Below are 25,932 nucleotides of genomic sequence, written 5' to 3'. Positions count from 1 at the left end.
TTACTCAAAAGCAAAAGTTAGAAAAACTCCACGAGTACCCATATAATTTACAGGAGCAGTCCATTGACTGTTAATGTCATCATCGTATTTTATTTCATTATTGATAGCAAAAACTCCACGTATAGAAGGTGAGAATTTAAAAAAGTAAAGGTAAATATCTATTCCAACCCCAACTTCGTACATAAAATTACTAGACTTCATTCTAAACTGACCTGCAGAATTATCATCTTGATTTGCTTCATTGCTAGAAAAGTTGTAATTGTAAGAAACACCACCTAATAGGTATGGTCGTATGTTTTTATATCTATCTGTACTAAATTTAAATAATAAAGGTACATGTAGGTAGGTAGAGCTTACATCTCTTACACTGTCTTTTGGAAGTGCTAAATGATTGAAATATATTTTTTTTGCATTGGTCATTAAACCTGGTTCTATTCTTAAGTTTAGGTTTTTGTGTAACCTTAAATCTGCAATTAAACCAACATTAAAACCTGCTGTTGGTGTAACTGTAATATTTGCATCTGTAACATTAGCGTTTTCACGTAAACTAAACTTAAAATCATTTTGGTTTAACCCTAAATAAAAACCATAATGTATTTTATTTTTATCAAAACTAGGTAGATATTCTACTTTTTCTCTTTGCGCTAAAAAAGTAATAGAATTAATTAGAAATAAACCGAAAATTAAAATTTTTTTAGCCATCATTATTTACTTGCGGTATAAATTGTAGCAACTCCAAAAGTTACTGGAGTATCTTTTGTATTGGTAAACCCATTTTTTTGTAAAATATTGTTGAAAGCTCCTCCAAAAGGAAAAGAATTTGCAGATTCAGATAAGTAAGAATAAGCAACTTTATCTTTCGAAAATAATTTTCCGATAATAGGTAAAACTAAATTAGTGTATAATTTATAGCCTTGTTTAAATGGAAATTTAGTTGGATTAGAGGTTTCTAAAATAACTAACACACCAGTTGGTTTTAAAACTCTAGCAATTTCTTTAATACCTTTAGCTAAGTTTGCAAAGTTTCTAACACCAAAAGAAACAGTAATTGCATCAAAAGTATTGTCATCAAATGGCATTTCTTCAGAATCGCCCACTATCATTTCTATTTTATCAGATAAATTAGCTTTAGCTATTTTTTGTTTACCAACATTTAACATTCCTTCAGAAATATCTAAACCTACAATTCTATCAGGGTTTAAAGAAGCCATCATTAAAGCCAAATCTCCTGTGCCTGTTGCGATGTCTAAAATTTGTTTTGGATTATTTTGTCCAACAATTTTTACTACTTTTTTACGCCATTTAACATCAATTCCTAAAGAAATTACTCTGTTTAAGCCATCGTAATTTTCAGAAATATTATCAAACATTTGAGCAACTTGCTCTTTTTTACCAAGCTGAGAATCTTTGTATGGATTTATTTTTTCTGCTGACATTTTTCTTATCCGTTAATTGCTACAACTTCGTTGATTTGATTAGGTAACATTTCTTTTAACAAGCTTTCAATTCCGTTTTTTAAAGTAGCAGTAGAAGAAGGGCAACCGCTACAAGCACCTTGTAAAACAACACTTACTACTTTGTTCTCTTCATCATAAGAACGAAAAGCAATATTACCACCATCACCAGCAACTGCAGGTTTAATATATTCTTCTAAAATATCTACAATTTGTCCATAAATACCTTCTAGCTTTACTTGTGGAGTTTCTGTTTTATTGGTAGAAATACTCTCTTTTTGGTTTGGAAGTTCTTTGATAATTATTTTTCCTGCAACTAAATATTCTCTAATAAAAGTTCTTACTTCTGCAAAAACATCATTCCATTCTACCATATCATATTTAGTAACAGAAATATAATTGTCAGAAATAAAAACCTCTTTAATAAATGGAAAGTTAAAAAGTGCTTGGGCTAGAGGAGATGATTTACTTGCTTCATCTATATTTTTATACTCAACATCTGTTTGAGTTAAAGACTTGTTACTTCCAAATTTCATTACAGAAGGGTTGGGTGTAACTTCGGCATAAATTTCTATTGCTTCTTTTGTAGAACTAGGTTTTTCGTTTACAACAATTCCTCCTTCATTTAAAAAAGCTTCAATTTGTTCTTTAACTTCTTCTTGTACATCTACCCATTCTAAAATGTCATAACGTTGAATTGCAATAAAATTTGCAGTAATAAATATCTTCTTAACAAAAGGTAAATAAAAAAGTTGTTGAGCTAATGGAGCATTTTTAGCTTCATCTATATTACTATATTCGTAGCTGCCACCATTAATTAAAATTTTATTGGTATTAAATTTTATAATAGTGTTGTTTGTGGTTTCTTGTATTGTAATTTTTATGTCTTGCATTTTACTAAAAATTGATTTGCAAAATTAAGGCAAAAAAGATAAACAGAATTGTTTTAAGATGTTAAATAAAAATTCCGCTTAAAAAGTAATTATTTTTTTTAAGCGGAATTTTTATTTTGTTTATGAATGCTATAGGTTTAAGGTAACAGTTGCAGTAATAGTTCTGTTATCTATATTTAAACTTGCTGGGTCTACATTAAAACCAGAGTAAAAATTATAATAGCTAGTTTTATTGTTGTTGCTATAAGAAAAGTCTAGCTTAAAGCTTCCAAAATTATAACCAGCTCCTAAAGAATGGCCTACTAAATTATTTGTGTCTTCTGCTAATTTACTTGGATCTTGCTCAAATTTGTATCCTCCTCTAATACTAAATCTATCTAAACGCCATTCTGTACCTACATTAAATGAATGTGTGTTTCTTAGTTCGTTTTGGAAAAACTGATTTTCATCTGTGAAGACTCCTTTAGATAATTTCATGTTTTGATAATTTTTATTTATATAATCAAAACTTAGTAATCCTTTTTTTCCAAATATAAAAGCAGCACTGGCAGTTATTTTACTGGGAGTCGTTAATTTATATAAAAGTTCTTGTGTTGGGTAATAACCACCAGAAGTATTATCATAAATAATATTGTCATTACTAACTATTATCTCTGTATCTCCAAAAAAACCATCATTATTAGTAATGTTTGTAGATTCTATTATTTCTGTATACCAAGTAGGAGTTTGGTATGCAATACCAAATCTAAAATTTGGGTGCGCTTTGTAAATAAAACCTGCATTTGCAGAAAAACCTGTTCCTGTTGTAAAGTTTTCTTGGTAAAAGTTAGCATCTAATTCATTTCCGTTTACATCACTATTAAACTCTGTTAATTGTGATTGTTGACTAAAGTTTAAATCGTAAAAATTTAAACCTAAACCAATATATAATTTCTTTTGATGAACAGACGAAAAAGCAATGTTTAATTCAGAAATTTCACCACCATAATTATTTGTAAAATGCTGTTTATCTGCTATATTATAGTCTATTGTAGGTGTATTGTTATCGAGAGGAAAATCTCTAAAAGTAGCAACATTGCTATTTCCTTGTGCTAAAAAATTATTAGCAAAGTCTTTTGTGATTCTGTAATTGAATCCAATAGCAAATTTACTCCATTCACTATTGTATGCACTATCAAAAACTAATACAGCGCCAGCATGAGAAAGGTTAAAAAATTGATCTTGTGTTTTAAATGAGTTTCCATAATAGTTAGAAGTTATATCAGAATTTCTAGAGTTAATGGTACCAGAAAATGAACTTTTATTAAAGATAGCAATACCAGCAGGGTTAATGCTCATTGAAGACACATCTCCTCCTAATGCTCCAAAAGCGCCACTCATTGCTGTAAATCTTGCAGATCCATTTTCATCATTTTCAGAAAATAATACTCCTAAATCTTGGTAGCCTAAAGATTGAGAATAAGACGTAATTGTTGTTGCGAAAAAAATCGCCAGAGTTATATATTTTTTCATGCTAATGTTTTTTGTGTATAATTTAATTAATATTACCCTCTTCTTCTAGATGAAGTAGATCTGCTAGAAGAAGAACTACTTCTTGTTGATGAACTTCTTGTTGATGAGCTTCTTGTATTTGATGAGTTACTTGAAGAAGGTTTATAACTGCTATTTTTATTATTAGAAGAGGTATTGTAACTTCTTTTAATTTTAGAATTTGAATTTGTATTTCTTGTAGAAGTACTTGTGCTTCTTTTAGTTGTATTGTTAGAGTTTCTGTTGGTAGAATTATATGTTTTTCTTGTTGTTGAAGACGGGTTAGAAGATGATCTTCTAACAACTACAACTTGTCTATTATTTCTTCTATTTGTATTGTAAGTTTCTACATTCGCAATATTTCTTCTATTGCTAGAATTACTTCTTGTACTTCTGGTTGGTGTTGTACTTCTTCTAGTTGTAGTAGAAGCTCTTCTAGTAGTAGTTGTTCTAGAAGGTGTAGTTGTGGTTCTTCTTCTTGTTGTTGTAGTTTCTCTTTTATTTGTTGTTTTAGATTTTCTACTAATAGTTGATCTATTTCTAGAATTATACGTGTTATTTCTTCTGTAAATTGTATTACTAGCAGTTCTTCTTCCGTAATTATTGTTCCTATTATAACGATTGTAATACCTGTTGTTATAGTTTCTGTAAAGATTTCCATAACCATAAAAAGGGGTATAGTAATAGTAAGGGTTGTAAAAACCTACATTCCAAGCATAAAAATTATGATATGGATGCCAGTATGGATTGTAATTCCATCTATAACCTCTATAATTCCAGTTTCTGTAACCCCAAGAATCATAATAATTATAGCCATAAAAATTATTCCAATATGGGTCATTCATTAAATTAATATTAACAACAACATCATTGTTTTCTCCCTGACCCCAAGGTTGATTCGGATTATAATTTAAAGTTTCATCTATAGTTTCATCATCTACATAAATAGTGTCTATTGTATTATAATCATCTACATTTATAAAAACATCATTATTTTCAATTTTTGATAAACTATTGTATTTTTTTAAAAAATAATTTTCTTCATATTCTTCAATTTCATTTTCATCAACAATTACTATTTTTTTATTTTCATTTACAGATGTTTCATCCCCATAAATTCCATCATCATTTAATGTGTTTTGGTATGTGCCACAAGAGACTAGTAACAAACTAGTTGTAAATAATAAAAATAGTCGGTTTAAGTTGAGGTGTGTAATTTGTGGTTTCATGATGAATATATTTAGATGAATACTTACTTTTATTAATAAAATCTTGCCAAAACTCTTTAAAATTATATTAATTTTGTAAAAGTTTTTGTAAAACAGATAAAAATCTTTAACAAAACTTACACTTTAAAGGTAACAATTTTTGTGCCAAACTTTTTATTATGAGTAAACATTTAACAAAGAGAGCAGACGATTATTCTAAATGGTATAATGAGTTAGTAGTAAAAGCAGACTTAGCAGAGAATTCTGCTGTTAGAGGTTGTATGGTTATAAAGCCTTATGGTTATGCAATTTGGGAAAAAATGCAAACAGAGCTTGATAGAATGTTTAAAGAGACTGGGCATGAAAATGCTTATTTTCCTCTTTTCGTTCCTAAAAGTTTATTTGAAGCTGAAGAAAAAAATGCAGAAGGTTTTGCTAAAGAGTGTGCTGTAGTTACACATTATAGATTACAAAATGATCCTGATAATGAAGGGAAATTAAGAGTAGATCCAGAAGCTAAATTAGAAGAAGAGTTAGTTGTTAGACCAACTTCTGAAGCTATTATTTGGAATACTTATAAAGGGTGGATTCAATCTTATAGAGATTTACCATTATTAATTAATCAATGGGCAAATGTTGTACGTTGGGAGATGAGAACTCGTTTATTTTTAAGAACAGCAGAGTTCTTATGGCAAGAAGGTCATACTGCACATTCTACAAAAGCAGAAGCTGTTACAGAGTCTAAACAAATGCAAGATGTTTATGCTGAATTTGCTGAAAATTTTATGGCAATGCCAGTTGTAAAAGGTGTAAAATCTGATAGCGAACGTTTTGCAGGTGCAGAAGATACTTACACTATAGAGGCATTAATGCAAGATGGAAAAGCATTACAAGCTGGAACAAGTCATTTTTTAGGTCAAAACTTTGCAAAAGCATTTGATGTGAAGTTTACTTCTAAAGAAGGAAAACAAGAATATGTTTGGGCAACTTCTTGGGGAGTTTCTACACGTTTAATAGGTGGTTTAATTATGACGCATTCCGATGATAAAGGATTAGTATTGCCACCAAAATTAGCTCCTATTCAAGTTGTAATTGTGCCTATTTATAAAGGTGAAGAACAATTAGAAGCTATTTCAGAGAAAATGAATGTAATTGTAAAAGAATTACGTAAAAAAGGTATTTCTGTTAAGTTTGATACAAGAGATACTTATAGACCTGGAGCAAAATTTGCTGAATATGAATTAAAAGGAGTGCCAGTAAGAATTGCTATTGGAAATAGAGATTTAGAAAATGGTACTTTAGAAATAGCCAGAAGAGACACATTTGAGAAGCAAACAATTGCTCAAGATGATGCAGTTTCTTTTATTGAAAATCTCTTAGAAGAAATACAGGATAATTTATTCTCTAAAGCTGTTAACTTTAGAAAAGAACATACAACCGTAGTTAACGATTTTAAGGAATTTAAAAAAGCTATTAAAAATAAAGGAGGTTTTGTTTCTGCTCATTGGGATGGAACAGAAGAAACAGAAGATAGAATAAAAGAATATACGAAAGCAACTATTAGATGTATACCTAATGATGCGAAAGAAGAAGAAGGAGTATGTGTTTTAACAGGTAAACCATCTAAAAAAAGGGTTCTTTTTGCAAAAGCATATTAAATTTAAAAAAAAAAATAATTTTTTTTTTGAAATTAGTTGCAGAAGTTAAAAAAGGTTGTATATTTGCACCCGCAATTGAGACATATTTTAATATCTATTAATTGTTATGGTCCGTTCGTCTAGGGGTTAGGACGCATGGTTTTCATCCATGTAACACGGGTTCGATTCCCGTACGGACTACAAAGTTTTAATTATAAAAAACTAATAAATTAAGAATTATGGCAAATCATAAGTCAGCATTAAAAAGAATTAGAAGTAACGAATCTAAAAGATTACGTAACAAATATCAGCATAAAACAACTCGTAATGCTGTAAGAGACTTACGTTCTTCTGAAGATAAGAAAGAGGCAGAAGGTAAATTAGGAAAAGTTATTTCGATGTTAGATAAGTTAGCTAAGAACAATATTATTCACAAGAATAAAGCTGCTAATTTAAAATCTAAGTTAACAAAGCATGTTGCTGCAATGTAAGATTTTACAATTATAAGATATCAAAAACTCTGAATTATATTCAGAGTTTTTTTTGTTCTAATTTTAACTATAGTTTACTTTAAGGTTACAAAATAAAATAAATGCTATGGAGTAAAACCCATTTAAAACGGTTTATTAAACGCTAGAGTCAAAATTTTACTCTATTATATATTCTTAAAAAAGATAAATATAATTAAGAGTAAGTGATTTTATAAAAATCTAAATTACCAATCGTAATTTTTATGAGCATCTAGTCTGATAAAAATAAAAAGTAGTACAGTAAATCCCCAAAGAGAAGAACCTCCATAGCTAAAAAAGGGGAGGGGTATGCCAACAGTAGGTAACAAGCCAATAACCATCCCAATATTAACGATTATATGAAAAAATAAAATTGAAGCTACACTATAACCATAAATTCTACCAAACTTATTAGAATGTGTTTCAGAAAGGTAAATAATCCTATAAAGCATTAACATAAAAAGAACGATTACAAAGCTACTACCTATAAAACCCCATTCTTCACCAACAGTGCTAAAAATGTAATCTGTGTGTTGTTCTGGTACAAAATCTCCTTTTGTAATATCTCCTTTTAAAAAACCTTTCCCAGTCCAACCTCCAGAGCTAATTGTTAATTCTGATTGATGAGAGTTATAGCCAATGTTCTTTGTGTCAGTTTTAAGTCCTAAGAGAACTTCAAAACGATCTCTATGATGTTGTTTAAAAACTTTGTTGTAAGCAAAATGGGTTCCAAAAATAAAAAGAGTAGTTGTTAAATAAATAGCTAAAACTTTATACCAGTTGAAACGAATAAATCTTTTTCCTCCTTTGTAAATAGCGTAAAAGGTTCCTATTGTTACTAAAAATAATAGAAAAATTAAAATAGTTACATACCCAAAGAAGATAGTTAATATAAAAATAAGGATAAGTAATGTGCCTAAAATGGTGTAGTTTAAAGTAAGACCTTCTCTATTTAATACAAAAAAGAAAGCTAAATATATTAGAGCAGAACCAGCATCTGGTTGAAGTGTAATTAATATTGCAGGAGTAAAAATAATTATAAAGGCTTTTATCTGATTTTTGATTAAGCTTAGGTTGTATTGTCTGTCACTTAATAATTTTGCTACTGCTAAAGCTGTAAATGCTTTTACAAATTCTGATGGTTGTAAACTCATTGCACCAAAATTAAACCAAGATTTTGCACCATTTATTTCTTTTCCTAGGGGAAATAAAAGAACTAAAACTATTAATGAAATAACATAAAAGATACTAGAAAATCGTTCGTAAAACTTCGAATTAAAAAATAGAATAATAACAATTAGCGGAATGCTTAAAAGAATCCAAAGTATTTGTTTTCCATATTTAGTAGAAAAATCTAAAATTTGATAATTATCTTCAGTTTTAGAAGCTGCGTAAATATTCATCCACCCAAAACCAACAAGAGTAATGAATAGAAAAACCAATATCCAATCTATATTTGCAAAAATATTATTTCGTTCCTGACGCAATTTCTTTTGGTTTTTGATTTAACTTAGTATAAATGTCTTGTAAACTCAAGTTTAGCATATTCTGTTCTCTATATTTATTTGCTTTAGAGATTTCTCCATTTAAATATTTTTCAATTAATAAGCTTGTAATAGGTGCCGCAATTGTAGAGCCATAACCACCATTTTCTACAAAGATTGCTAAGGCAATTTTAGGGTTTTCTTTTGGTGCAAAAGCAACTAATATAGAATGATCTGGGAGTTGAATTTTTTGCCCCTCTATTCTAATAAAATTTTCAGCAGTTCCTGTTTTTCCGCAAATTTCTATGCCATTTACTTGACTAAATTTTCCGGTACCTGTTTTAAAAACTTCATGCATAGCTTCAATAACTGGAGTAAAATGCTTTTTATCAATAGTAGTGTGTTTGGCTTTTGTGAACTTCGAGTTTTCGATAGCTTTTTTATCAACCTCTTTTAAAATATGAGGAGTATAAAAATAACCTTTATTAGCAATTGCAGCCGTAAAATTTGCTAATTGAATAGGTGTTGTTAAAACTTCTCCCTGACCAATTGCATTAGAAATAGTTGTAGAACCATTCCAAGAGTATCTGTATGCATCGTCGTAATATTTACCTTGTGGAATAAAACCAGGGCTTCCTGCGGGTAAATCGTACCCTAGATAATTTCCTAAACCAAAACTAGAAATATGTTTGTGCCAATTATCTAATCCTTCTGAAGGTTTGTTATTTTTTTCTACTATTCTCTTATATGTATTCGAAAAAAAACTGTTACAAGATTTAGCAATTGCAGTTTTAAGTTTTATAGGTCTTCCTATAATGCCACAATGACACTTCATAAAATCAGTAGATTTTTTACCATATTTATATCCATGATAACATTTAAAAGAAGTTTTATCATTAATAACATTTTCTTGAAGTCCAATTAAGGCATTCATCATTTTAAAAGGAGAACCAGGTGCATATGCAGCTAATAAGCCTCTATCATAAGAGGGTCTACTAATGGTGTCATTAAACAATATAGTTGAATTTTTAGAGCGTTTTCTACCAACTAACATATTTGGGTCATAAGAAGGAGCTGTAACTAAAGTTAATATTTCTCCAGTTGCTGGTTCAATAGCAACAATCCCCCCTCTTTTGCCAGACATTAATTGTTGAGCATATACTTGTAAATCAATATCTAAAGTTAAAGTTAGGTCTTTCCCGTTTTCAGGAAGAGTATCATATTTACCATTTAAATAAGATCCTGTAACTTTATTTAAATTGTTTCTTTGAAGAAGTTTTTTTCCTTTTTTTCCTCTTAAATAATTTTCATATTGTTTTTCAATTCCATCTTTACCAATTAATTCTCCTGGTTGATAATAGTTGTTTTTTTTTGCTAAAACTTCGTTTACTTCACCAATATAGCCCAAAACATTTGCGGCAGCATTTATTGGATATTCTCTAATAATTCTTTTTTGAATAAAAAAACCAGTGTATTTATGTAGTTTTTCTTGTAAAAAAGCAAAATCTTCTTTTGCTAATTGCTTAAGAAATACCGAAGGTAAATATGGTGCGTAATTTTTAGCTTTTTTAAATCTCCTTAAAAAATCAGTTTTGTTAATTTTTAAAAGGTTACAAAACTCTAAAGTATCTAGAGTTTTAACCAGATTTGGTTGCACCATAACATCATAAGAAAGCTGATTGGCAACCAAAAGCTTTCCATTTCTATCATAAACATAACCTCTTTCTGGATAATCGTATTCTGTTTTTACAGCAGAATTATGTATTGGATCATAATTTGAGCCTCTAATTATTTGTAGTTGAAAAAGTCTTCCAATAAAAATAACTCCAATTAAGGTTATTAAAAAATAGAGTAAAAAACTTCTTTTCATTATTCGCTTTTAGTAAAAATATAGTTGCCAAAGAAAAATAAAATCAACGTAAATACACTAGAATATAAAGTATTAAAAAAAACCATTGATAAATTTTGAAAACTAAAATTAGCAAAAGAAAAATAGATAAGGTGATGAATTAATGTTAAAGTTACTACATAGTTAAAAACTTTTCCAAAAGACTCTGATTTAAGTGTAAAAAAAGGATAGTCTGCAGGTATTTTTCTAAAATAAACATTAATAAAAAATAGTCGGATGTATGCAATAAATAAAGTTGAAAAAGCGTGGATTCCTCCTGAGTCTGAGAAAAAATCGACAAATAGACCTAATAAAAAACTAAAAAACAGAAAAGAAAATCTTTTTTCTTTTAAGGGGAATAAAAATACAAATGCGATATATAAATATGGATTTATGTAACCAAGAAAGTTAATATTATTTAATACTATTACTTGCAGTAATAATAAGAAAACAAAAAATAAAATTTGATTTATACTTTTATTCATTGCTTATGTTTTCTAAAGATTTAATTTCCTCTTTATGTAAATTTTTTATAATGTAAACATGTCTTAAATTACTCATGTCATTAAATAATTTAACATCTACCTTGTTGTCTGCTGTGTTTCCTTTATTAATTTTCGAGATAGTTCCAATTGGTATACCTTCAGGGAAAATAGTAGATTTTCCACCAGTTTCAATAGTGTCTCCAATTTTTAAAGGAGCTTGTCTAGGAATGTCATGTAATTGTACAATATTATAGTTTGTGCTGTTCCATTTTAATGTGCCGTAATAAAAAGTATTCCCTTTAAGACGAGCGTTAATTCCGCTGTTTTTATTTAGAATAGACTGAACTCTTGTATAATTATTTGATGTGTTTTCTGTAATACCAATAATTCCTAAACTATTAATAACAGCCATTTCTTTATCAATATGATCGTTTTTACCTTTATTGATAGTTAAAAAATTAAACGTTTTAGAATAGTTGTTATTGATGATTTTTGCCTCTGTATAGACGTATTTTTGATGATATTTTAAAGAATCTATTACAGTAGAATCGTTGTCAAATCTAACAGAAATATTTTTTTCGATTGAGTTTCTTAAACGAGTGTTTTCTTCAGATAAACGTATGTTTTCTGATTTTAAATTTAAATATTCTGATGAGTTTGAAATTGTTGTAAAAATGCCTCCTGTAATATTATTGGCAGAGTTAACAAATTTACTTTTATGAAAATTAAGATTATTAAAAGTGAATGCAAGAGCAATAAACTCTAACAATAAGAAAAACAGAAAATATTTAAACTTCTGAAAAAAATAGATAATCTGCTGCATTGTTAGACCTTAAATTACTATTTCATTAAAACATTCTTGTATTTTTTTAATTCTTTTAAAGCAATTCCAGTTCCACGAACTACAGCTCTTAATGGGTCTTCTGCAACATAAACTGGTAAGTCTGTTTTTCTAGATAAACGTTTATCTAAACCTCTTAACATAGAACCACCACCTGCTAAATAGATACCAGTATTGTAAATATCTGCAGCCAATTCTGGTGGCGTTTTAGACAAGGTTTCCATTACAGCATCTTCAATTCTTAAAATAGATTTGTCTAATGCTTTAGCAATTTCTCTATAAGAAACTTGTACCTGTTTTGGTTTACCACTCAACAAATCTCTACCCTGAACTAACATTTCGTCTGGTGGAGTTTCTAAGTCTTCAGTAGCAGCACCAATCTGAATTTTAATTTTTTCTGCAGTGGTTTCACCAACATGTAAGTTGTGTTGTGTACGCATATAATACATAATATCACTAGTAAATAAATCACCAGCAACTTTTACAGATTGATCACAAACAATACCACCTAAAGCAATTACAGCAATTTCTGTTGTACCACCACCTATATCTATAATCATATTTCCTTTTGGCTCCATAATGTCTATACCAACACCAATTGCGGCAGCCATAGGCTCATAAATTAAATAGATTTCTTTAGCATTCATATGTTTAGCAGAATCACGTACAGCACGTTTTTCTACTTCTGTAATTCCAGAAGGAATACAAATTACCATTCTTAAAGCCGGTGGAAATAATTTCTTTTTAATTGAAGGAATTTGTTTTACAAATTCTTTAATCATTTGTTCTGATGCTTCAAAGTCAGCAATAACTCCATCTTTTAATGGACGAATAGTTTTGATATTTTCATGGGTTTTTCCTTGCATTAAATTAGCTTCTTTACCAATTGCAATGATGTTACCAGAAATTCTGTTTCTTGCAACTATAGAAGGACTATCAATAACCACTTTTCCGTTGTGAATTATTAATGTGTTTGCGGTTCCTAAATCAATCGCAATATCCTCCGTCATAAAATCGAAAAAACCCATAAATTATCTTTGTTGTATTATTTTTGATGTATTCTTACAAACTTACTAAATTTCTGAGTGTAAATAACATCAAATTTATTAATGTTTAAAATGTCTTGTACCTGTCATAACCATAGATAAATTATTGTCATTACAATAATCTATACTTAATTGGTCTTTAATAGAGCCTCCAGGTTGAATAACACTTTTTATACCTGCTTTGTCTGCAATTTCTACACAATCTGGAAAAGGGAAAAAAGCATCACTTGCCATTACGCATCCATTTAAATCGAAGTTAAAAGAAGTTGCTTTTTCTATTGCTTGGTTTAAAGCATCAACTCTACTTGTTTGTCCTGTTCCTCCTGCTAATAATTGTTTGTTTTTAACAAGAATAATCGTGTTAGATTTTGTGTTTTTACACAATTTAGAAGCAAATAATAAATCATCTAACTCATTTTGAGTTGGTTTATTGTTTGTAACATAAGTTAAATCTTCTAATGTATCAGTAATACTGTCTTTATCTTGAACTAGAGAGCCATTTAAACAAGTTCTTACAGTAGTTGTAGGTAGTTCTACTTCTTTTTGAATTAAGATAATTCTGTTTTTCTTTCCTTTTAAAACAGCCAAAGCATCATCAGAAAAAGATGGAGCAATTACAACTTCACAAAATAAAGTATGAATTTCTTCAGCAGTTTCTTTATCAATTTCTGTATTAGCAATTAAAATTCCACCAAAAGCAGAAACAGGATCTCCTGCTAAAGCATCTACATAAGCTTGTTTTATAGTGTCTCTTTGCGCAAAACCACAAGCATTGTTGTGTTTTAAAATGGCAAAAGTTGGTGCTTCTCCTTTAAATTCTGCAATTAAATTTACAGCAGCATCTACATCTAACAGATTGTTATAACTTAATTCTTTACCATGAAGTTTATCAAACATTGCTTCTAAATCTCCAAAGAAATATCCTTTTTGATGTGGGTTTTCTCCATAACGTAAAACTTTAGATTTTTGTTCACTAGCTTTGTATGCAATTTCATCTTCATTAAAATAATTAAAGATTGCAGTATCATAGTGAGAAGAAATATTAAATGCTTTTGCAGCAAATTTCTTTCTCTGAGATATTGTAGTTACTCCATTATTCTCTGAAATAATATTTAAAAAATCATCATACTGACCCATAGAAGAAACAATAAAAGTATCTTTAAAATTCTTAGCAGCAGCTCTAATTAAAGAGATTCCTCCAATGTCAATTTTTTCTACAATATCTTGTTCAGGTGCTCCAGATGCAACTGTTTTTTCAAACGGATATAAATCTACAATTACTAAATCTATTTGCGGAATATTAAACTCAGCTAATTCAGCAACATCACTTTCGTTTTCTTGTCTGTTAAGAATTCCTCCAAAAACTTTTGGGTGTAGCGTTTTAACTCTACCACCAAGAATTGATGGATAAGAAGTAACCTCATCTACAGGGATCACGTTTATCCCTAAATCTTTAATAAACCTTTCTGTTCCTCCTGTAGAGTAGATGGTTACATTTAATTCATTTAATTTTTTCACTAACGGCTCTAAACCATCTTTGTGAAATACCGATATTAATGCGGATTTAATTGTTTTTGAACTGCTCATTTTGTGTTGTCTTGTTAAGATTTGCAAATTTAATAAAAGCAAACTTAAAAAGACAACAAAAGATAGTAACAAAACGAGCAAATAGTTAACAACTAATCTACTTGAACTCGAGTTTTAAAATGTTCTACTAATGTAGAATAATCTCTAGGTGTTCGTTTGTCTTGTTTTTTTTCTAAAAACGGAAGCATTTTCAGCAAAATGCTGTTCGACTGTTTTTTCATAATTAGGGGATTAAAAAGTTATTCTGCGTTTTCTATAAAGTCGTTAAACCAAAAGATAATTTTGTCTATAAAAGAAGTTTTACTTCGATAAAGATTAGGGTTTTTGTTGTTAGATACAACGTAGGTGTTTTCTTCTTTTTTTCTCATTACTTAGGGGATTAATGATTAATAGAATGGTTAAATAGACATTTATTAAGAAACAAACTTACTTAAAAATAAATAAAAAAACAATTTTTATTCTAAAATATTTACTACTTTTTTGCAGATATATTCTAAAAGTTCTTCATCTTTTTTTGTAAAAATATTTGCAGTATGAGAATCTATGTCTATTTGACCAATATTTTCGTTATTTACAAAAATTGGTATTACAATTTCAGATTTTACTTTCCATCCACATGAGATGTAATTATCTTGTTCAGAAACGTCTTGTACAACAAAATTCTCATTACTCACTGCAACTTGTCCGCAAATACCTTTACCAAAAGGAATGATAACATGTTCTGTTTCTTCTCCTGTATATTGTGCTAATTTTAATTCTTCTTTGTTGCCGTTTTTAAAATAAAATCCAACCCAATCATAATAAGCTATTTCATTTTCTAAATAATCACATATAGTTTGTAGTTTTTCATCCCGAGATTTATTGGATAAAATAATTGTATCTATTTCTTGTTGTATTATATCTATATTCATTTTGTATATTCGTAATGTAAATAATTTGCTAAATTAATTAAAAATCATTTTGAAGAAACATAAAAGTATCATCATTTTTTTGTTAAAGTTCTTTGTTACATATTTTTTGTTGGTTTCAATTTATAATACTTACTTACAAAAATCTCAAAAGAAAGATAATTTTTATCAAACGTCATCAATTACGGCAGCTGTTGCTAATCAAACTGTAGATGTACTTTCTGTTTTTAATTATAATGTTAAAGCAGCTCAACACGATAAAGAAATGTCAGTTAAGTTGATAATAGAAGGTAAGTATACTGCAAGAGTTATAGAGGGTTGTAACTCTATTAGTTTAATTATTTTATTTGTTTCTTTTATTGTTGCTTTTTCAGGTTCTTTAAAGGCAACTATTTTATTTTCTATTTTAGGTAGTGTTTTTATATATGTTGTAAATGTTTTAAGAATCGCTTTTTTAACGGTTATGATTTATAAATATCCTAATCAGGTGGGGGTTTTACATGATTTAATTTTTCCGGCAATTATTTATGGAACAATATTTTTACTTTGGGTTCTTTGGGTTAATAAGTTTTCTAATTATAAAAAATGAACAAATACATAAAATTTTTTTTGGCTTTTACCTTAATTCTATTATTGTTTTTAGTAAGAGGATATGCTTCTAAATTATTTTATGATCCGTTAATGGAGTATTTTAAGAATGATTATTTGTATAAATATATTTACAATATAGATATCTGGCGTCTTACTGTAAATATGTTGTATAGGTATACTTTAAATTCTTTAATTTCTTTAGGGTTAATTTGGGTTTTGTTTGAAAGAAAAGATTACTTTAAATTTTCAGGATTTTTCTTTATGCTGGCATTTATGATTTTAATAGTTGTATTTGTAATTCTTATAAGAGATGATTTTGAAAGTGGTTATTTGCTACCTTTTTATATTCGTAGATTTATAATTCATCCAATTTTTTTATTAGTTCTTCTTCCTGCATTTTATTATCAAAAACTACACAGAAGATAATTTAACATCATATTAATTTTAGATTTTGTAATTTTACATTTATAATGAAGCACAGTATATCTAAAATATCCTCAATTTTATTAGCACTTTTAGTGTTGTTTTCTACCTTTTCTTTTACGGTAGAAAAACATTATTGTGGAGAGTTTTTAATGGATGTTTCTTTTATAGGTGATGCTGTAGATTGCGGAATGGATATGGAAAAAATTTCTGCAAAAAAGAGAGGTTGCTGTAAAGATGAAGTGCATCATATTGAAGGTCAAGACGAATTACAACAAACTTCAGTTGATGAATTCGATTTTTCAAAACAACAGTTTTTAGCATCGTTTTATATTACTTATAATGATTTATTTATAGAGATTCAATCTAAAGAAATAAACTATAAAGACTTCTCTCCACCTGAAATACTCAAAGATTATCAGGTTTTACATCAATCTTTTTTAATTTGATATTTTTTTTTAACAAACCAGATTCATCTTTTTAAGGTGATAAAGAGTCATGTTATTAAATAAAAATCAAAACAATGAAAAAAATAATATTAAGGAGTTTCTTACTACTTATTCCATATTTAATCTTTTCTCAAAATACTTTAAAAGGTAAGATTATGGAAAAAAATAAACCCAAAAATAATTTAGGAATAGAAGGTGTTAGTGTGCATTGGTTACACACAAATATTAGTGCAATTACAAATAAAAAAGGATGGTTTACAATTCCTTATAAAACTGAATACAAAAAATTAGTTGTTAGTTACTTAGGTTATAAAACAGATACAGTTTCAATAACAAATTTAAAACCAATTCATCATTATTTAACAATAGAAAGTGAATTGGAAGAAGTTATTGTTAGAACAAAAAAGAAAACAATATTCAAATCGTTTTTATCTACAGCCAATGTTTTTACGGTTAATGCAGATGAGTTATTAAAAGCAGCTTGTTGTAATTTAGCAGAAAGTTTTGAAACAAATCCATCTATAGATGTTAGTTTTTCTGATGCTTTAACAGGAACAAAACAAATACAAATGTTAGGTTTAACAAGTCCGTATTTGTTAATTTCTCAAGAGAATATTCCATCTGTAAGAGGAGCATCACAAGTTTTTGGGCTCACATTTACACCAGGAACTTGGGTAGAAAGTATTCAAATAACAAAAGGAGCAGGATCTGTTGTAAACGGATATGAAAGTATTTCTGGGCAAATAAACGCAGAATTGGTAAAGCCTTTTTCTGACAATAAATTCTTTTTAAATGCATATTCATCTCTAAATGGAAGGCTAGAGTTAAATACACATTTTAATCAAAAAGTTTCCGATAAATGGCAAACAGGTTTATATATTCATGGAGATTATAGAGGAGAAAAGTTCGATAAAAACAACGATAATTTTTTAGATAACCCTTTATCAAATCAAGTAAATGTTATGAATCGTTGGCAATATGTAGATGCAGAAAAAGGATGGGTAAGTTTTGTAAACATTCGTTTTTTAAATGATAAAAAACAAACAGGTGAAATTGATTTTAATCCAGATACTGATAGGTTATTTCCAAGTTCTGTACCAACTGCTAATGATACTTGGGGAAGTGAAATAGATACAAGGCGTTTTGAAACTTCAGCAAAATTAGGATATGTTTTTCCAGAATTACCTTTTCAAAGTATAGGTTTTCAAATGGCTTACAGCAACCATCAACAAGATTCTTATTTTGGACAAAAAATTTACGATATAGAGCATGAAAGTATATTTTCTAATATTATTTTTAATTCTATCATAGGAGACACCAGAAATAAATTTAAAACAGGTCTTAGTTTTACACATGATAATTATGAAGAGTTGGTAAATATTACTAATTATAATAGAAAAGAAACATCTGCAGGTGCCTTTTTTGAGTATGCGTATGATAATTTAAACGATTTTAGTTTAACTGCAGGTTTACGAGTAGATACACATAATTTATTAGGAACTTTTTTAACACCAAGAATTCATGCAAGATATGTTCCTTGGCAAAATAGTGTAATAAGAGCTTCTTTAGGAAGAGGAAAAAGAAGTGCAAACATTTTTGCAGAAAATCAACAATTATTTGCGAGTTCTAGAGAGATTAATATTGATAACTCTGGAGGAGATATTTATGGATTGAATCCTGAAATTGCATGGAATTATGGAGTTTCATACATGCAAAAATTTAATATTTTTGATAGAAAAGGAGATATTACATTCGATTTTTATAGAACAGATTTTAATAATCAAGTTGTTATAGATTGGGAAAATCCACAAGAAATTTCTTTCTATGATTTAGACGGAAAAAGTATTGCAAATAGTTTTCAGGTTGAATTAAACTATAATATTGCACCATTTTTTAATTTTAGAACGGCCTATAAGTATTTTGACATTTCTACAGATTATAAGTCTGGTAATTTGCAAAAACCAATTCAGCCACAAAATAGATTTTTTGCAAATCTGTCTTATGAAACTCCTCAAAAAGACAATGGTTCTCAATGGAAATTTGATGCAACTTTTAATAGTATTGGTAAACAACGTTTACCCAATACAATGTCTAATCCTGTTCAATATCAATTACAAGAATATGCTAGTGCATATCAGATGTTAAATTTGCAAATTACAAAAGTGTTTTCTGATAAATTTGAAGCTTATGTTGGTGGAGAAAACCTAACAAATGTTCAACAGAAAAATCCTGTTTTAGCAAGTGATGATCCCTTTGGTTCAAATTTTGATACTACAATAGTGTATTCACCCATTTTTGGAAGAGCGGTATATACAGGTTTAAGGTTTAAAATAAAATAAATAGTTAGATTAAGTATAATAATAAAAATATTAAAGATGAAAAAAATAATATTCATATTTAGTTTGTTTTTGATTGGGTTTACTATTCAATCACAAGAAGTAAAAAAGAAAAAAAATGCAAAAGTATCTTTTGAAGTAGATGGAATTTGTGGAATGTGTAAAAAACGAATAGAAACTGCTGCTTTAAAAACAAAAGGTGTAAAGTTTGCTCTTTGGGATGTTAGTTCTCATCAATTAAATTTAATTATGGATGAACGTAAAACAGATGTTTTAACAGTTCAAAAAAACATTTTAAAAGTTGGTCATGATATTATTTTGGATAAAAAGAATAAGTTGTCTGCCACAGAATTAGCTTATAATTCTGTTCATCCATGTTGTAAATATAGAGATGAAGAAATAATATTAGATCATAGTGGGGAGTTAAAAAAACAAAAGAAAAAAAATTAAAGTAAATTATTTTTTTATGCTTTTTAATAGGTTCATCATTTGTTAGAGATGATAACCTTATGCAGGTTTAATCAGTTTAAGTTTTAAAAAAACATCTAAATTTTGATGACTTAAATTTGTAAAAGTAACATCAACTTGTGTAATTTTATTTACATTAAAACCGTTTCTTTTTTAAAACGGTTTTAATGTTTGTATGCAGGCTTTGTCTTACATATAATCTTCAATAGGGTTGCAAGAGCAATTTAAGTTTCTATCTCCAAAAGCGTCATCAACTCTTCGTACAGAAGGCCAAAATTTGTTATCAGCAATATAATCTAAAGGAAAAGCAGCTTGTTTTCTAGTGTATGGTAAAATCCATTCATCAGTAGTTAACATTTCTTGTGTATGAGGTGCATTTTTTAAAGGGTTGTTAGCATCTTCTTTTGTTGCATTCGTAATTTCTGTTCTAATAGCAATCATTGCGTCACAAAAACGATCTAATTCAGCTATAGATTCAGATTCAGTTGGTTCTATCATCATAGTTCCTCCTACAGGAAAAGAAACTGTTGGTGCATGAAAACCGTAATCCATTAAACGTTTTGCAATGTCTACAACTTCAATTCCGTTTTGTTTAAAATCACGACAATCAATAATCATTTCGTGTGCAGCTCTGTTCATTTCACCAGTATACAAAGTATTATAATGTCCGTGTAAACGTTCTTTTATGTAGTTGGCGTTTAAGATGGCGTTTTTGGTAGAGTCTGTCAATCCTTTTGCACCTAACATTGTAATGTATCCATAAGAAATTAAACAAACTAAAGCAGAACCCCAAGGAGCAGAAGAAATTGCAGTAATTGCATTTTCTCCTCCAGTAGCAACTACAGGATTTGTTGGTAAATAAGGCACTAATTGTGGAGCAACACAAATTGGGCCAACTCCAGGGCCACCACCACCATGTGGAATTGCAAATGTTTTGTGTAAGTTTAAATGACAAACATCTGCACCAATTGTTGCAGGGTTTGTTAAACCAACTTGCGCATTCATATTTGCACCATCCATATAAACTTGTCCGCCATTATCATGGATAATTTGCGTAATTTCCCTAATTGCTTTTTCGTAAACCCCATGTGTAGAAGGGTATGTAACCATTAAAGCAGCTAGGTTTTCTTTGTGTACTTCTGCTTTTTCGCGTAAATCGTTTACATCAATATTTCCTTTTTCATCTGTTTTGGTAACAATTACTTTCATGCCTGCCATTACAGCAGAAGCAGGGTTAGTACCATGAGCAGAAGCAGGAATTAAACAGATATTTCTATGAGTATCTCCATTTGCTTGATGAAAAGCTCTAATTGTCATTAAACCAGCAAACTCACCTTGTGCACCAGAATTTGGTTGTAAAGATGTGCCAGCAAAACCAGTAATAATATTTAACTGATGTTCTAATCTTTTTAAAACTTGTTGATATCCTTCTGCCTGATTTAAAGGAACAAAAGGATGAATGTTTCCCCATTGTGGGTTACTTAAAGGTAACATTTCTGAAGCAGCATTCAGTTTCATTGTACAAGATCCTAAAGAAATCATAGAATGATTTAAAGCTAAATCTTTACGCTCTAATTTTTTAATATAACGCATCATATCTGTTTCTGATTGATACGTGTTAAATACTTGGTTTTCTAAGAAAGGTGTATTTCTTTTTGTGGTTTCAGGTATAACTTCAAAATCAGAATTAAAAGACTCATGTGTTAAAATTTGATTGAAATTACCTACATTTTCTGCTTCAGAAGCATCTGGTTTTTTCTTTAATTGACCGAAAATGGTAAATAATTTCATTAAATCTTTTTGGGTGGTTGCTTCATTTATAGAGATAGAAATATGTTTGTCATCTATATAATTAAAGTTAACTTTAAAAGATTCTGCAATCGATTTTAGTTTAATACAATCTACTTCTATTAATAAAGTATCAAAATAAGAAGTGTTTTTTTGATTAAAACCTGCCTTTTGTAAGTAATCTGCTACTAATTTTGTTTTATTGTGAACGGAATCTGCAATAAATTGTATACCTTCTTTACCATGATAAACAGCATACATTCCTGCCATTACAGCTAATAAAACTTGTGCAGTACAAATATTAGATGTCGCTTTTTCTCGCTTTATATGTTGTTCTCTGGTTTGTAAAGCCATACGTAAAGCGCGTTTACCACTTCTGTCTTTGGTAACTCCAATAATACGTCCAGGAATACTTCTTTTGTATTTGTTTTTAGTAGCAAAATAACCAGCATGTGGGCCACCATAACCTAGTGGAATCCCAAAACGTTGTGTAGTACCTACAACAACGTCTACTCCAAATTCTCCTGGAGCTTTTAATTTTGCTAATGATAAAATATCTGCAGCAACTGCAACTTTTATATTATTTTCATTTGCTTTTGCAACAAATGCAGAATAATCATATACTTGACCATGTTTACCTGGATATTGTAAAATTGCTCCGTAAAAGTCATCAGAAAAATTGAATTCTTCATGGTTACCAATTACCAATTCTATACCAATGGGAATTGCTCTTGTTTGTAAAACAGATAAGGTTTGTGGTAAAATTTCTTCAGAAACAAAAAATTTATTTACGCCAGTTTTCTTTTGTTTTCTTTCTCTAACATCATATAATAAAGCCATAGCTTCTGCAGCAGCTGTACTTTCATCTAACAAAGATGCGTTTGCTAATTCCATTCCACTTAAATCACAAACCATGGTTTGAAAATTTAACAAAGCTTCTAATCTACCTTGTGCAATTTCTGCTTGGTAAGGTGTGTAAGCTGTATACCACCCTGGGTTTTCTAGAATATTACGCTGAATAACACTTGGCACAATGGCTTCGTGATATCCTAAACCGATGTAAGTTTTAAAAACTTTATTTTTTTCAGATAGATTTTTAATATGTGCTAAGTATTCATATTCACTCATTGCAGGAGCTAAATCTAACTCTTTTTTTAAACGAATATTTTCAGGTACAGTTTGGTAAATTAACTGTTCTAAATTGTCAACTTTTATAGTTGATAGCATTATTTCTTGTTCCTTTTTATTAGGGCCAATATGTCTATTTTGAAACGAATTTGTATTCATTAATTAAAGTTTTAATTAGGCTTTTTTTAGCCAATTTAGTTTATTGTTATGAATAATTTAAAAACTATTGAATTTTGCGCTGCAAAAATAAGGATTTTATAGGTTTGTTTTTTGGGTGATTTTAATAAAAAAGAATGTAATTATTAACCATTTTAAAAGGTTATGAACATAAAAGCTATTTTTGTGATATGAAATTTTTAAAACTAGTATTCGATTTTTATTTAAATGCAAGTATTCATGTTGCTTTATCTGTTTATGCATTTTTAAGAATTACTGAAGTATATTTTAATTTACCTTATAATAATCATCTTAATTATTTTGTCTTTTTTGGCACTATTACTGGCTATAATTTTGTAAAATATGCAGGTGTTGCAAAATTGCATCATAGAAGTTTAACTAAAAGTCTAAAAACGATTCAAGTTTTTTCTTTTTTTTCTTTTTTAGCTTTAGGTTATTATGTATTTCAAATTGCTATTGAAACTATTTATTATACAATTCCTTTTACTTTAATTACCATTTTATATGCAGTTCCTTTTTTAAGTGGTTTTGACAAAAATTTAAGGCAAGTAAGTTATTTAAAAATTATAGCAGTAGCTTTAGTATGGTCAGGTTTTACGGTTTTAATTCCGTTAGTAGATGCAAATAAAGAAATTATCTTAAATGTTTATTTATTAATGCTACAGCGTTTTTTAATTGTGGTAGTTTTAATACTTCCTTTTGATATAAGAGATGTGATGTATGATGCTATTTCGTTACAAACAATACCAAAGAAAATAGGAATAGAGAAAACAAAAAAACTTGGATTAATAATGTTGATTTTTTCTTTGGTTTTAGAATATTTTGTTTCAACACAACAAATTTTAAAAACACCTTTTATGATTTTTGTTTTTTTAATGATCATTTTCTTAATGAGAGCAAAAACAGACCAATCTAAATACTATAGTTCTTTTTGGGTAGAGTCGCTACCAATTGTATGGTGGTTAGTTCTTTTAGGATTTCATAATTTTTAAGGATTAAATTCGTTTTTTTTATAAATAAATTTCAATATTCTTAAAAAATAAAATAGATATCATAAAACTGTAATATAGCTTCATATTTCTCTACTATAGTTGTAGATTTACTGACTTAAATTCAACAAAGATTTAAAGTAATGATTACCACAAAAAGAAATTATGTTTTCGATTTTGATAGCACTTTAACAAAAGTAGAAGCGCTAGACGTTTTAGCAGAAATTACGCTAGAGAACAACCCTAATAAAGCAGCAATTATTCAAGAAATAATTGATATTACCAATTTAGGAATTGATGGTGAAATATCCTTTACAGAATCTTTAGAAAGAAGAATTAAACTTTTAAATGCAAATAAAGCAGACTTATCTGGTTTAATAGTTGCTTTAAAAAAACAAGTTTCTAAATCTATAGAAAGTAATAAAGAGTTTTTTGAAAAGTACGCAGATAATATTTATGTTATATCTTGTGGCTTTAAAGAATTTATAGATCCTATTGTAAAAGAATACAATATACCTTCAGAAAGAGTGTATGCAAACACATTTGAGTTTGATAAAGATGGAAAAATAGTAAGTTTTGATGCTAATAATCCTCTTTCTCAGCACAATGGAAAAATCAAGTGTTTAAAAGACATGAACCTAGAAGGAGAAATACAAGTTATTGGCGATGGGTATAGTGATTATGTAACTCGTGAAGCTGGTATAGCAGATAAGTTTTTTGCCTATACAGAAAATGTTTCTAGAGAAAAAACTACAGAAAATGCAGACCATATTGCCCCAAATTTAGATGAATTTTTATACGTTAACAAGTTGCCAAGAAATATAAGTTACCCAAAGAATAGAATTAAAATTTTATTATTAGAAAACGTACATTCAGATGCTTTTAAAAAGTTATCTGAAGATGGTTTTTCTGTAGAAACAGTATCTAAAAGTTTGTCTGAAGATGAGCTAATAGAAAAAATAAAAGATGTACATGTTTTAGGAATTCGTTCTAAAACACAAGTTACACAAAAAGTTGTTGATGCTGCAGAAAAATTAATGGTAGTTAGTGCTTTTTGTATTGGTACCAAACAAATAGATTTAGAGGCGTGTAAAGAAAAAGGAATCGTTGTTTTTAACGCACCTTATAGCAATACACGTTCTGTTGTAGAATTAGCGATCGGAGAAATTATTATGTTAATGCGTTCTGTGTTTCAAAGAAGTACAGAAATTCATAACGGACAATGGAAAAAAACAGCAGAAGGATCTAAAGAAGTTCGTGGTAAAAAACTAGGTATTGTAGGTTATGGTAATATTGGTAAGCAATTATCAGTTTTAGCAGAAGCTTTAGGTATGGATGTTTGTTATTATGACGTAGAAGATAAATTATCTCTAGGAAATGCAACTAAAATGAGTTCTTTAGAAGAGTTGTTGGCAATTTCAGACGCCGTAAGTTTACACGTAGATGACAATGCAGCGAACAAAAATTTCTTTGGCGAAAAAGAAATATCTCAAATGAAAGATGGGGCAGTATTAGTTAACTTAGCTAGAGGTTTTGTAGTAGATATCCCTGCATTAGTAGCTGCTTTAAAGAGTGGTAAAATAGCAGGAACAGCTATTGATGTTTATCCGTCTGAACCTAGAAAAAACGGAGAATTTGTTACAGAACTACAAGGTTTGCCAAATGTAATTTTAACACCTCACGTGGGCGGTAGTACAGAAGAAGCACAAAGAGATATTGCAGATTTTGTACCAAGTAAAATTATGGCTTATATAAATTCTGGTAATACTGTAGATGCAGTAAATTTCCCAAATATTCGTTTGCCAAGACAAACAAATGCACATCGTTTTTTACATATTCATAAAAATGTGCCAGGTGTTATGGCTAAAATTAATAAAGTTTTAGCAGAATACGATTTAAATATTAATGGTCAATATTTGTCAACAGACCCTAAAGTAGGGTATGTAATTACAGATTTAGATAAAGAATATAACAAAGAAGTTTTAGATAAATTAAGAAACGTAGAAGGAACAATTAAATTTAGAGTTTTGTATTAATCTACGTATTTGTAAAATATAAAAACACCCTTTAGGTTTTAATCTAAAGGGTGTTTTTTTTGAAGCTATTTCCTGCT

Annotated in this window: 24 protein-coding genes and 1 tRNA gene; 10 read left to right on the top strand and 15 right to left on the bottom strand. The window is 28.8% G+C overall.

Features of this window, described 5'->3' with window-relative positions:
* The 5 genes from ABJG40_RS01235 to ABJG40_RS01215 all read right to left on the bottom strand — a co-directional run bounded on the left by ABJG40_RS01235 (position 1) and on the right by ABJG40_RS01215 (position 5,106).
* Entirely contained in the window at positions 1-702 is a 702-nt protein-coding gene (locus ABJG40_RS01235; RefSeq protein ID WP_348022758.1) for a porin family protein, read from the bottom strand.
* Positions 703-704: 2 nt separating this feature from the next.
* Positions 705-1,436: a bifunctional demethylmenaquinone methyltransferase/2-methoxy-6-polyprenyl-1,4-benzoquinol methylase UbiE gene (gene ubiE / locus ABJG40_RS01230; RefSeq protein ID WP_348022757.1), complete on the bottom strand. Its 732-nt coding sequence runs from the start codon at positions 1,434-1,436 to the stop codon at positions 705-707.
* 5 nt (positions 1,437-1,441) lie between these two features.
* Positions 1,442-2,347, bottom strand: coding sequence for a NifU family protein (locus ABJG40_RS01225; RefSeq protein ID WP_348022756.1), 906 nt, complete (start codon positions 2,345-2,347; stop codon positions 1,442-1,444).
* A gap of 129 nt (positions 2,348-2,476) precedes the next feature.
* Positions 2,477-3,859, bottom strand: coding sequence for a hemin receptor (locus ABJG40_RS01220; protein ID WP_348022755.1), 1,383 nt, complete (start codon positions 3,857-3,859; stop codon positions 2,477-2,479).
* Positions 3,860-3,891: 32 nt separating this feature from the next.
* On the bottom strand, positions 3,892-5,106 hold the full coding sequence (locus ABJG40_RS01215; RefSeq protein WP_348022754.1) for a hypothetical protein: 1,215 nt from the start codon (positions 5,104-5,106) through the stop codon (positions 3,892-3,894).
* A 158-nt stretch (positions 5,107-5,264) separates the two neighbouring features.
* Between ABJG40_RS01215 and proS the strand changes: the two genes are divergently transcribed.
* The 3 genes from proS to rpsT all read left to right on the top strand — a co-directional run bounded on the left by proS (position 5,265) and on the right by rpsT (position 7,213).
* A complete protein-coding gene (proS, locus tag ABJG40_RS01210; protein WP_348022753.1) occupies positions 5,265-6,743 on the top strand; it encodes a proline--tRNA ligase in 1,479 nt (492 codons plus the stop codon).
* Positions 6,744-6,851: 108 nt separating this feature from the next.
* Positions 6,852-6,923: transfer RNA gene (locus ABJG40_RS01205), tRNA-Glu, on the top strand.
* A gap of 38 nt (positions 6,924-6,961) precedes the next feature.
* The gene (gene rpsT, locus ABJG40_RS01200; RefSeq protein WP_249981932.1) at positions 6,962-7,213 is read left to right on the top strand and encodes a 30S ribosomal protein S20; all 252 of its coding nucleotides are present in this window, start codon (positions 6,962-6,964) and stop codon (positions 7,211-7,213) included.
* A gap of 224 nt (positions 7,214-7,437) precedes the next feature.
* On the opposite strand, the gene rodA is transcribed toward rpsT, so the two are convergent.
* The 9 genes from rodA to ABJG40_RS01155 form a co-directional block, all read right to left on the bottom strand.
* Positions 7,438-8,718: a rod shape-determining protein RodA gene (gene rodA, locus ABJG40_RS01195; protein ID WP_348022752.1), complete on the bottom strand. Its 1,281-nt coding sequence runs from the start codon at positions 8,716-8,718 to the stop codon at positions 7,438-7,440.
* Positions 8,699-10,585: a penicillin-binding protein 2 gene (gene mrdA / locus ABJG40_RS01190; protein WP_348022751.1), complete on the bottom strand. Its 1,887-nt coding sequence runs from the start codon at positions 10,583-10,585 to the stop codon at positions 8,699-8,701. Before mrdA ends, rodA begins: the two co-directional genes overlap by 20 nt.
* Positions 10,585-11,088: a rod shape-determining protein MreD gene (gene mreD, locus ABJG40_RS01185; protein WP_348022750.1), complete on the bottom strand. Its 504-nt coding sequence runs from the start codon at positions 11,086-11,088 to the stop codon at positions 10,585-10,587. Before mreD ends, mrdA begins: the two co-directional genes overlap by 1 nt.
* Complete coding sequence (mreC, locus tag ABJG40_RS01180) at positions 11,081-11,911, bottom strand: rod shape-determining protein MreC (protein WP_348022749.1); 831 nt, start codon at positions 11,909-11,911, stop codon at positions 11,081-11,083. Before mreC ends, mreD begins: the two co-directional genes overlap by 8 nt.
* 17 nt (positions 11,912-11,928) lie before the next feature.
* On the bottom strand, positions 11,929-12,957 hold the full coding sequence (locus ABJG40_RS01175) for a rod shape-determining protein (RefSeq protein ID WP_348022748.1): 1,029 nt from the start codon (positions 12,955-12,957) through the stop codon (positions 11,929-11,931).
* Between the two features lie 78 nt (positions 12,958-13,035).
* Positions 13,036-14,562 (bottom strand): bifunctional phosphoribosylaminoimidazolecarboxamide formyltransferase/IMP cyclohydrolase, encoded by a 1,527-nt coding sequence (gene purH / locus ABJG40_RS01170; protein ID WP_348022747.1) that lies wholly within the window; start codon positions 14,560-14,562, stop codon positions 13,036-13,038.
* A gap of 92 nt (positions 14,563-14,654) precedes the next feature.
* Positions 14,655-14,783, bottom strand: coding sequence for a hypothetical protein (locus ABJG40_RS01165; RefSeq protein ID WP_348022746.1), 129 nt, complete (start codon positions 14,781-14,783; stop codon positions 14,655-14,657).
* Positions 14,784-14,801: 18 nt separating this feature from the next.
* The gene (locus ABJG40_RS01160) at positions 14,802-14,930 is read right to left on the bottom strand and encodes a hypothetical protein (RefSeq protein ID WP_348022745.1); all 129 of its coding nucleotides are present in this window, start codon (positions 14,928-14,930) and stop codon (positions 14,802-14,804) included.
* Positions 14,931-15,017: 87 nt separating this feature from the next.
* Positions 15,018-15,473 (bottom strand): GAF domain-containing protein, encoded by a 456-nt coding sequence (locus ABJG40_RS01155; RefSeq protein WP_348022744.1) that lies wholly within the window; start codon positions 15,471-15,473, stop codon positions 15,018-15,020.
* A 49-nt stretch (positions 15,474-15,522) separates the two neighbouring features.
* Between ABJG40_RS01155 and xrtF the strand changes: the two genes are divergently transcribed.
* The 5 genes from xrtF (at position 15,523) to ABJG40_RS01130 (ending at position 19,719) form a co-directional block, all read left to right on the top strand.
* Complete coding sequence (gene xrtF, locus ABJG40_RS01150) at positions 15,523-16,059, top strand: exosortase family protein XrtF (RefSeq protein WP_348022743.1); 537 nt, start codon at positions 15,523-15,525, stop codon at positions 16,057-16,059.
* On the top strand, positions 16,056-16,487 hold the full coding sequence (locus tag ABJG40_RS01145; protein WP_348022742.1) for an exosortase F system-associated protein: 432 nt from the start codon (positions 16,056-16,058) through the stop codon (positions 16,485-16,487). Before xrtF ends, ABJG40_RS01145 begins: the two co-directional genes overlap by 4 nt.
* Before the next feature lie 44 nt (positions 16,488-16,531).
* Positions 16,532-16,933, top strand: coding sequence for a hypothetical protein (locus tag ABJG40_RS01140; RefSeq protein ID WP_348022741.1), 402 nt, complete (start codon positions 16,532-16,534; stop codon positions 16,931-16,933).
* Positions 16,934-17,007: 74 nt separating this feature from the next.
* Positions 17,008-19,272 (top strand): carboxypeptidase-like regulatory domain-containing protein, encoded by a 2,265-nt coding sequence (locus ABJG40_RS01135; protein WP_348022740.1) that lies wholly within the window; start codon positions 17,008-17,010, stop codon positions 19,270-19,272.
* A gap of 36 nt (positions 19,273-19,308) precedes the next feature.
* Positions 19,309-19,719, top strand: a complete 411-nt coding sequence (locus ABJG40_RS01130) for a cation transporter (protein ID WP_348022739.1) — start codon at positions 19,309-19,311, stop codon at positions 19,717-19,719.
* A gap of 207 nt (positions 19,720-19,926) precedes the next feature.
* Here the strand turns inward: ABJG40_RS01130 and gcvP are convergent, their stop codons facing one another.
* Positions 19,927-22,812 carry an aminomethyl-transferring glycine dehydrogenase gene (gene gcvP / locus ABJG40_RS01125; protein WP_348022738.1) on the bottom strand — a complete coding sequence of 962 codons (2,886 nt, stop codon included), beginning with the start codon at positions 22,810-22,812 and terminating at the stop codon, positions 19,927-19,929.
* 188 nt (positions 22,813-23,000) lie between these two features.
* On the opposite strand from gcvP, the gene ABJG40_RS01120 reads away from it, so the two are divergent.
* On the top strand, positions 23,001-23,822 hold the full coding sequence (locus ABJG40_RS01120) for a hypothetical protein (RefSeq protein WP_348022737.1): 822 nt from the start codon (positions 23,001-23,003) through the stop codon (positions 23,820-23,822).
* A gap of 140 nt (positions 23,823-23,962) precedes the next feature.
* Positions 23,963-25,855, top strand: a complete 1,893-nt coding sequence (gene serA / locus ABJG40_RS01115) for a phosphoglycerate dehydrogenase (protein WP_348022736.1) — start codon at positions 23,963-23,965, stop codon at positions 25,853-25,855.
* Positions 25,856-25,932 lie beyond the last annotated feature (77 nt).

The sequence above is a fragment of the Polaribacter sp. genome, assembly GCF_039939415.1.
Taxonomy (GTDB): domain Bacteria; phylum Bacteroidota; class Bacteroidia; order Flavobacteriales; family Flavobacteriaceae; genus Polaribacter.
Note: the sequence above shows the minus strand (reverse complement) of the source record. Positions and strands in the feature narration are given on the sequence as shown.

Excerpts from the sequence above, each read along its gene's own strand:
- ABJG40_RS01140 (WP_348022741.1), top strand. The coding sequence starts at position 16,532 with ATGAAGCACAGTATATCTAAAATATCCTCAATTTTATTAGCACTTTTA.
- ABJG40_RS01165 (WP_348022746.1), bottom strand. The coding sequence starts at position 14,783 with ATGAAAAAACAGTCGAACAGCATTTTGCTGAAAATGCTTCCGTTTTTA.
- ABJG40_RS01225 (WP_348022756.1), bottom strand. The coding sequence starts at position 2,347 with ATGCAAGACATAAAAATTACAATACAAGAAACCACAAACAACACTATT.
- ABJG40_RS01120 (WP_348022737.1), top strand. The coding sequence starts at position 23,001 with ATGAAATTTTTAAAACTAGTATTCGATTTTTATTTAAATGCAAGTATT.
- ABJG40_RS01160 (WP_348022745.1), bottom strand. The coding sequence starts at position 14,930 with ATGAGAAAAAAAGAAGAAAACACCTACGTTGTATCTAACAACAAAAAC.
- purH (WP_348022747.1), bottom strand. The coding sequence starts at position 14,562 with ATGAGCAGTTCAAAAACAATTAAATCCGCATTAATATCGGTATTTCAC.
- ABJG40_RS01145 (WP_348022742.1), top strand. The coding sequence starts at position 16,056 with ATGAACAAATACATAAAATTTTTTTTGGCTTTTACCTTAATTCTATTA.
- ABJG40_RS01155 (WP_348022744.1), bottom strand. The coding sequence starts at position 15,473 with ATGAATATAGATATAATACAACAAGAAATAGATACAATTATTTTATCC.
- ABJG40_RS01220 (WP_348022755.1), bottom strand. The coding sequence starts at position 3,859 with ATGAAAAAATATATAACTCTGGCGATTTTTTTCGCAACAACAATTACG.
- serA (WP_348022736.1), top strand. The coding sequence starts at position 23,963 with ATGATTACCACAAAAAGAAATTATGTTTTCGATTTTGATAGCACTTTA.
- ABJG40_RS01215 (WP_348022754.1), bottom strand. The coding sequence starts at position 5,106 with ATGAAACCACAAATTACACACCTCAACTTAAACCGACTATTTTTATTA.
- ABJG40_RS01235 (WP_348022758.1), bottom strand. The coding sequence starts at position 702 with ATGGCTAAAAAAATTTTAATTTTCGGTTTATTTCTAATTAATTCTATT.
- ubiE (WP_348022757.1), bottom strand. The coding sequence starts at position 1,436 with ATGTCAGCAGAAAAAATAAATCCATACAAAGATTCTCAGCTTGGTAAA.
- rpsT (WP_249981932.1), top strand. The coding sequence starts at position 6,962 with ATGGCAAATCATAAGTCAGCATTAAAAAGAATTAGAAGTAACGAATCT.
- proS (WP_348022753.1), top strand. The coding sequence starts at position 5,265 with ATGAGTAAACATTTAACAAAGAGAGCAGACGATTATTCTAAATGGTAT.
- mreC (WP_348022749.1), bottom strand. The coding sequence starts at position 11,911 with ATGCAGCAGATTATCTATTTTTTTCAGAAGTTTAAATATTTTCTGTTT.
- ABJG40_RS01130 (WP_348022739.1), top strand. The coding sequence starts at position 19,309 with ATGAAAAAAATAATATTCATATTTAGTTTGTTTTTGATTGGGTTTACT.
- ABJG40_RS01135 (WP_348022740.1), top strand. The coding sequence starts at position 17,008 with ATGAAAAAAATAATATTAAGGAGTTTCTTACTACTTATTCCATATTTA.
- gcvP (WP_348022738.1), bottom strand. The coding sequence starts at position 22,812 with ATGAATACAAATTCGTTTCAAAATAGACATATTGGCCCTAATAAAAAG.
- mrdA (WP_348022751.1), bottom strand. The coding sequence starts at position 10,585 with ATGAAAAGAAGTTTTTTACTCTATTTTTTAATAACCTTAATTGGAGTT.
- ABJG40_RS01175 (WP_348022748.1), bottom strand. The coding sequence starts at position 12,957 with ATGGGTTTTTTCGATTTTATGACGGAGGATATTGCGATTGATTTAGGA.
- mreD (WP_348022750.1), bottom strand. The coding sequence starts at position 11,088 with ATGAATAAAAGTATAAATCAAATTTTATTTTTTGTTTTCTTATTATTA.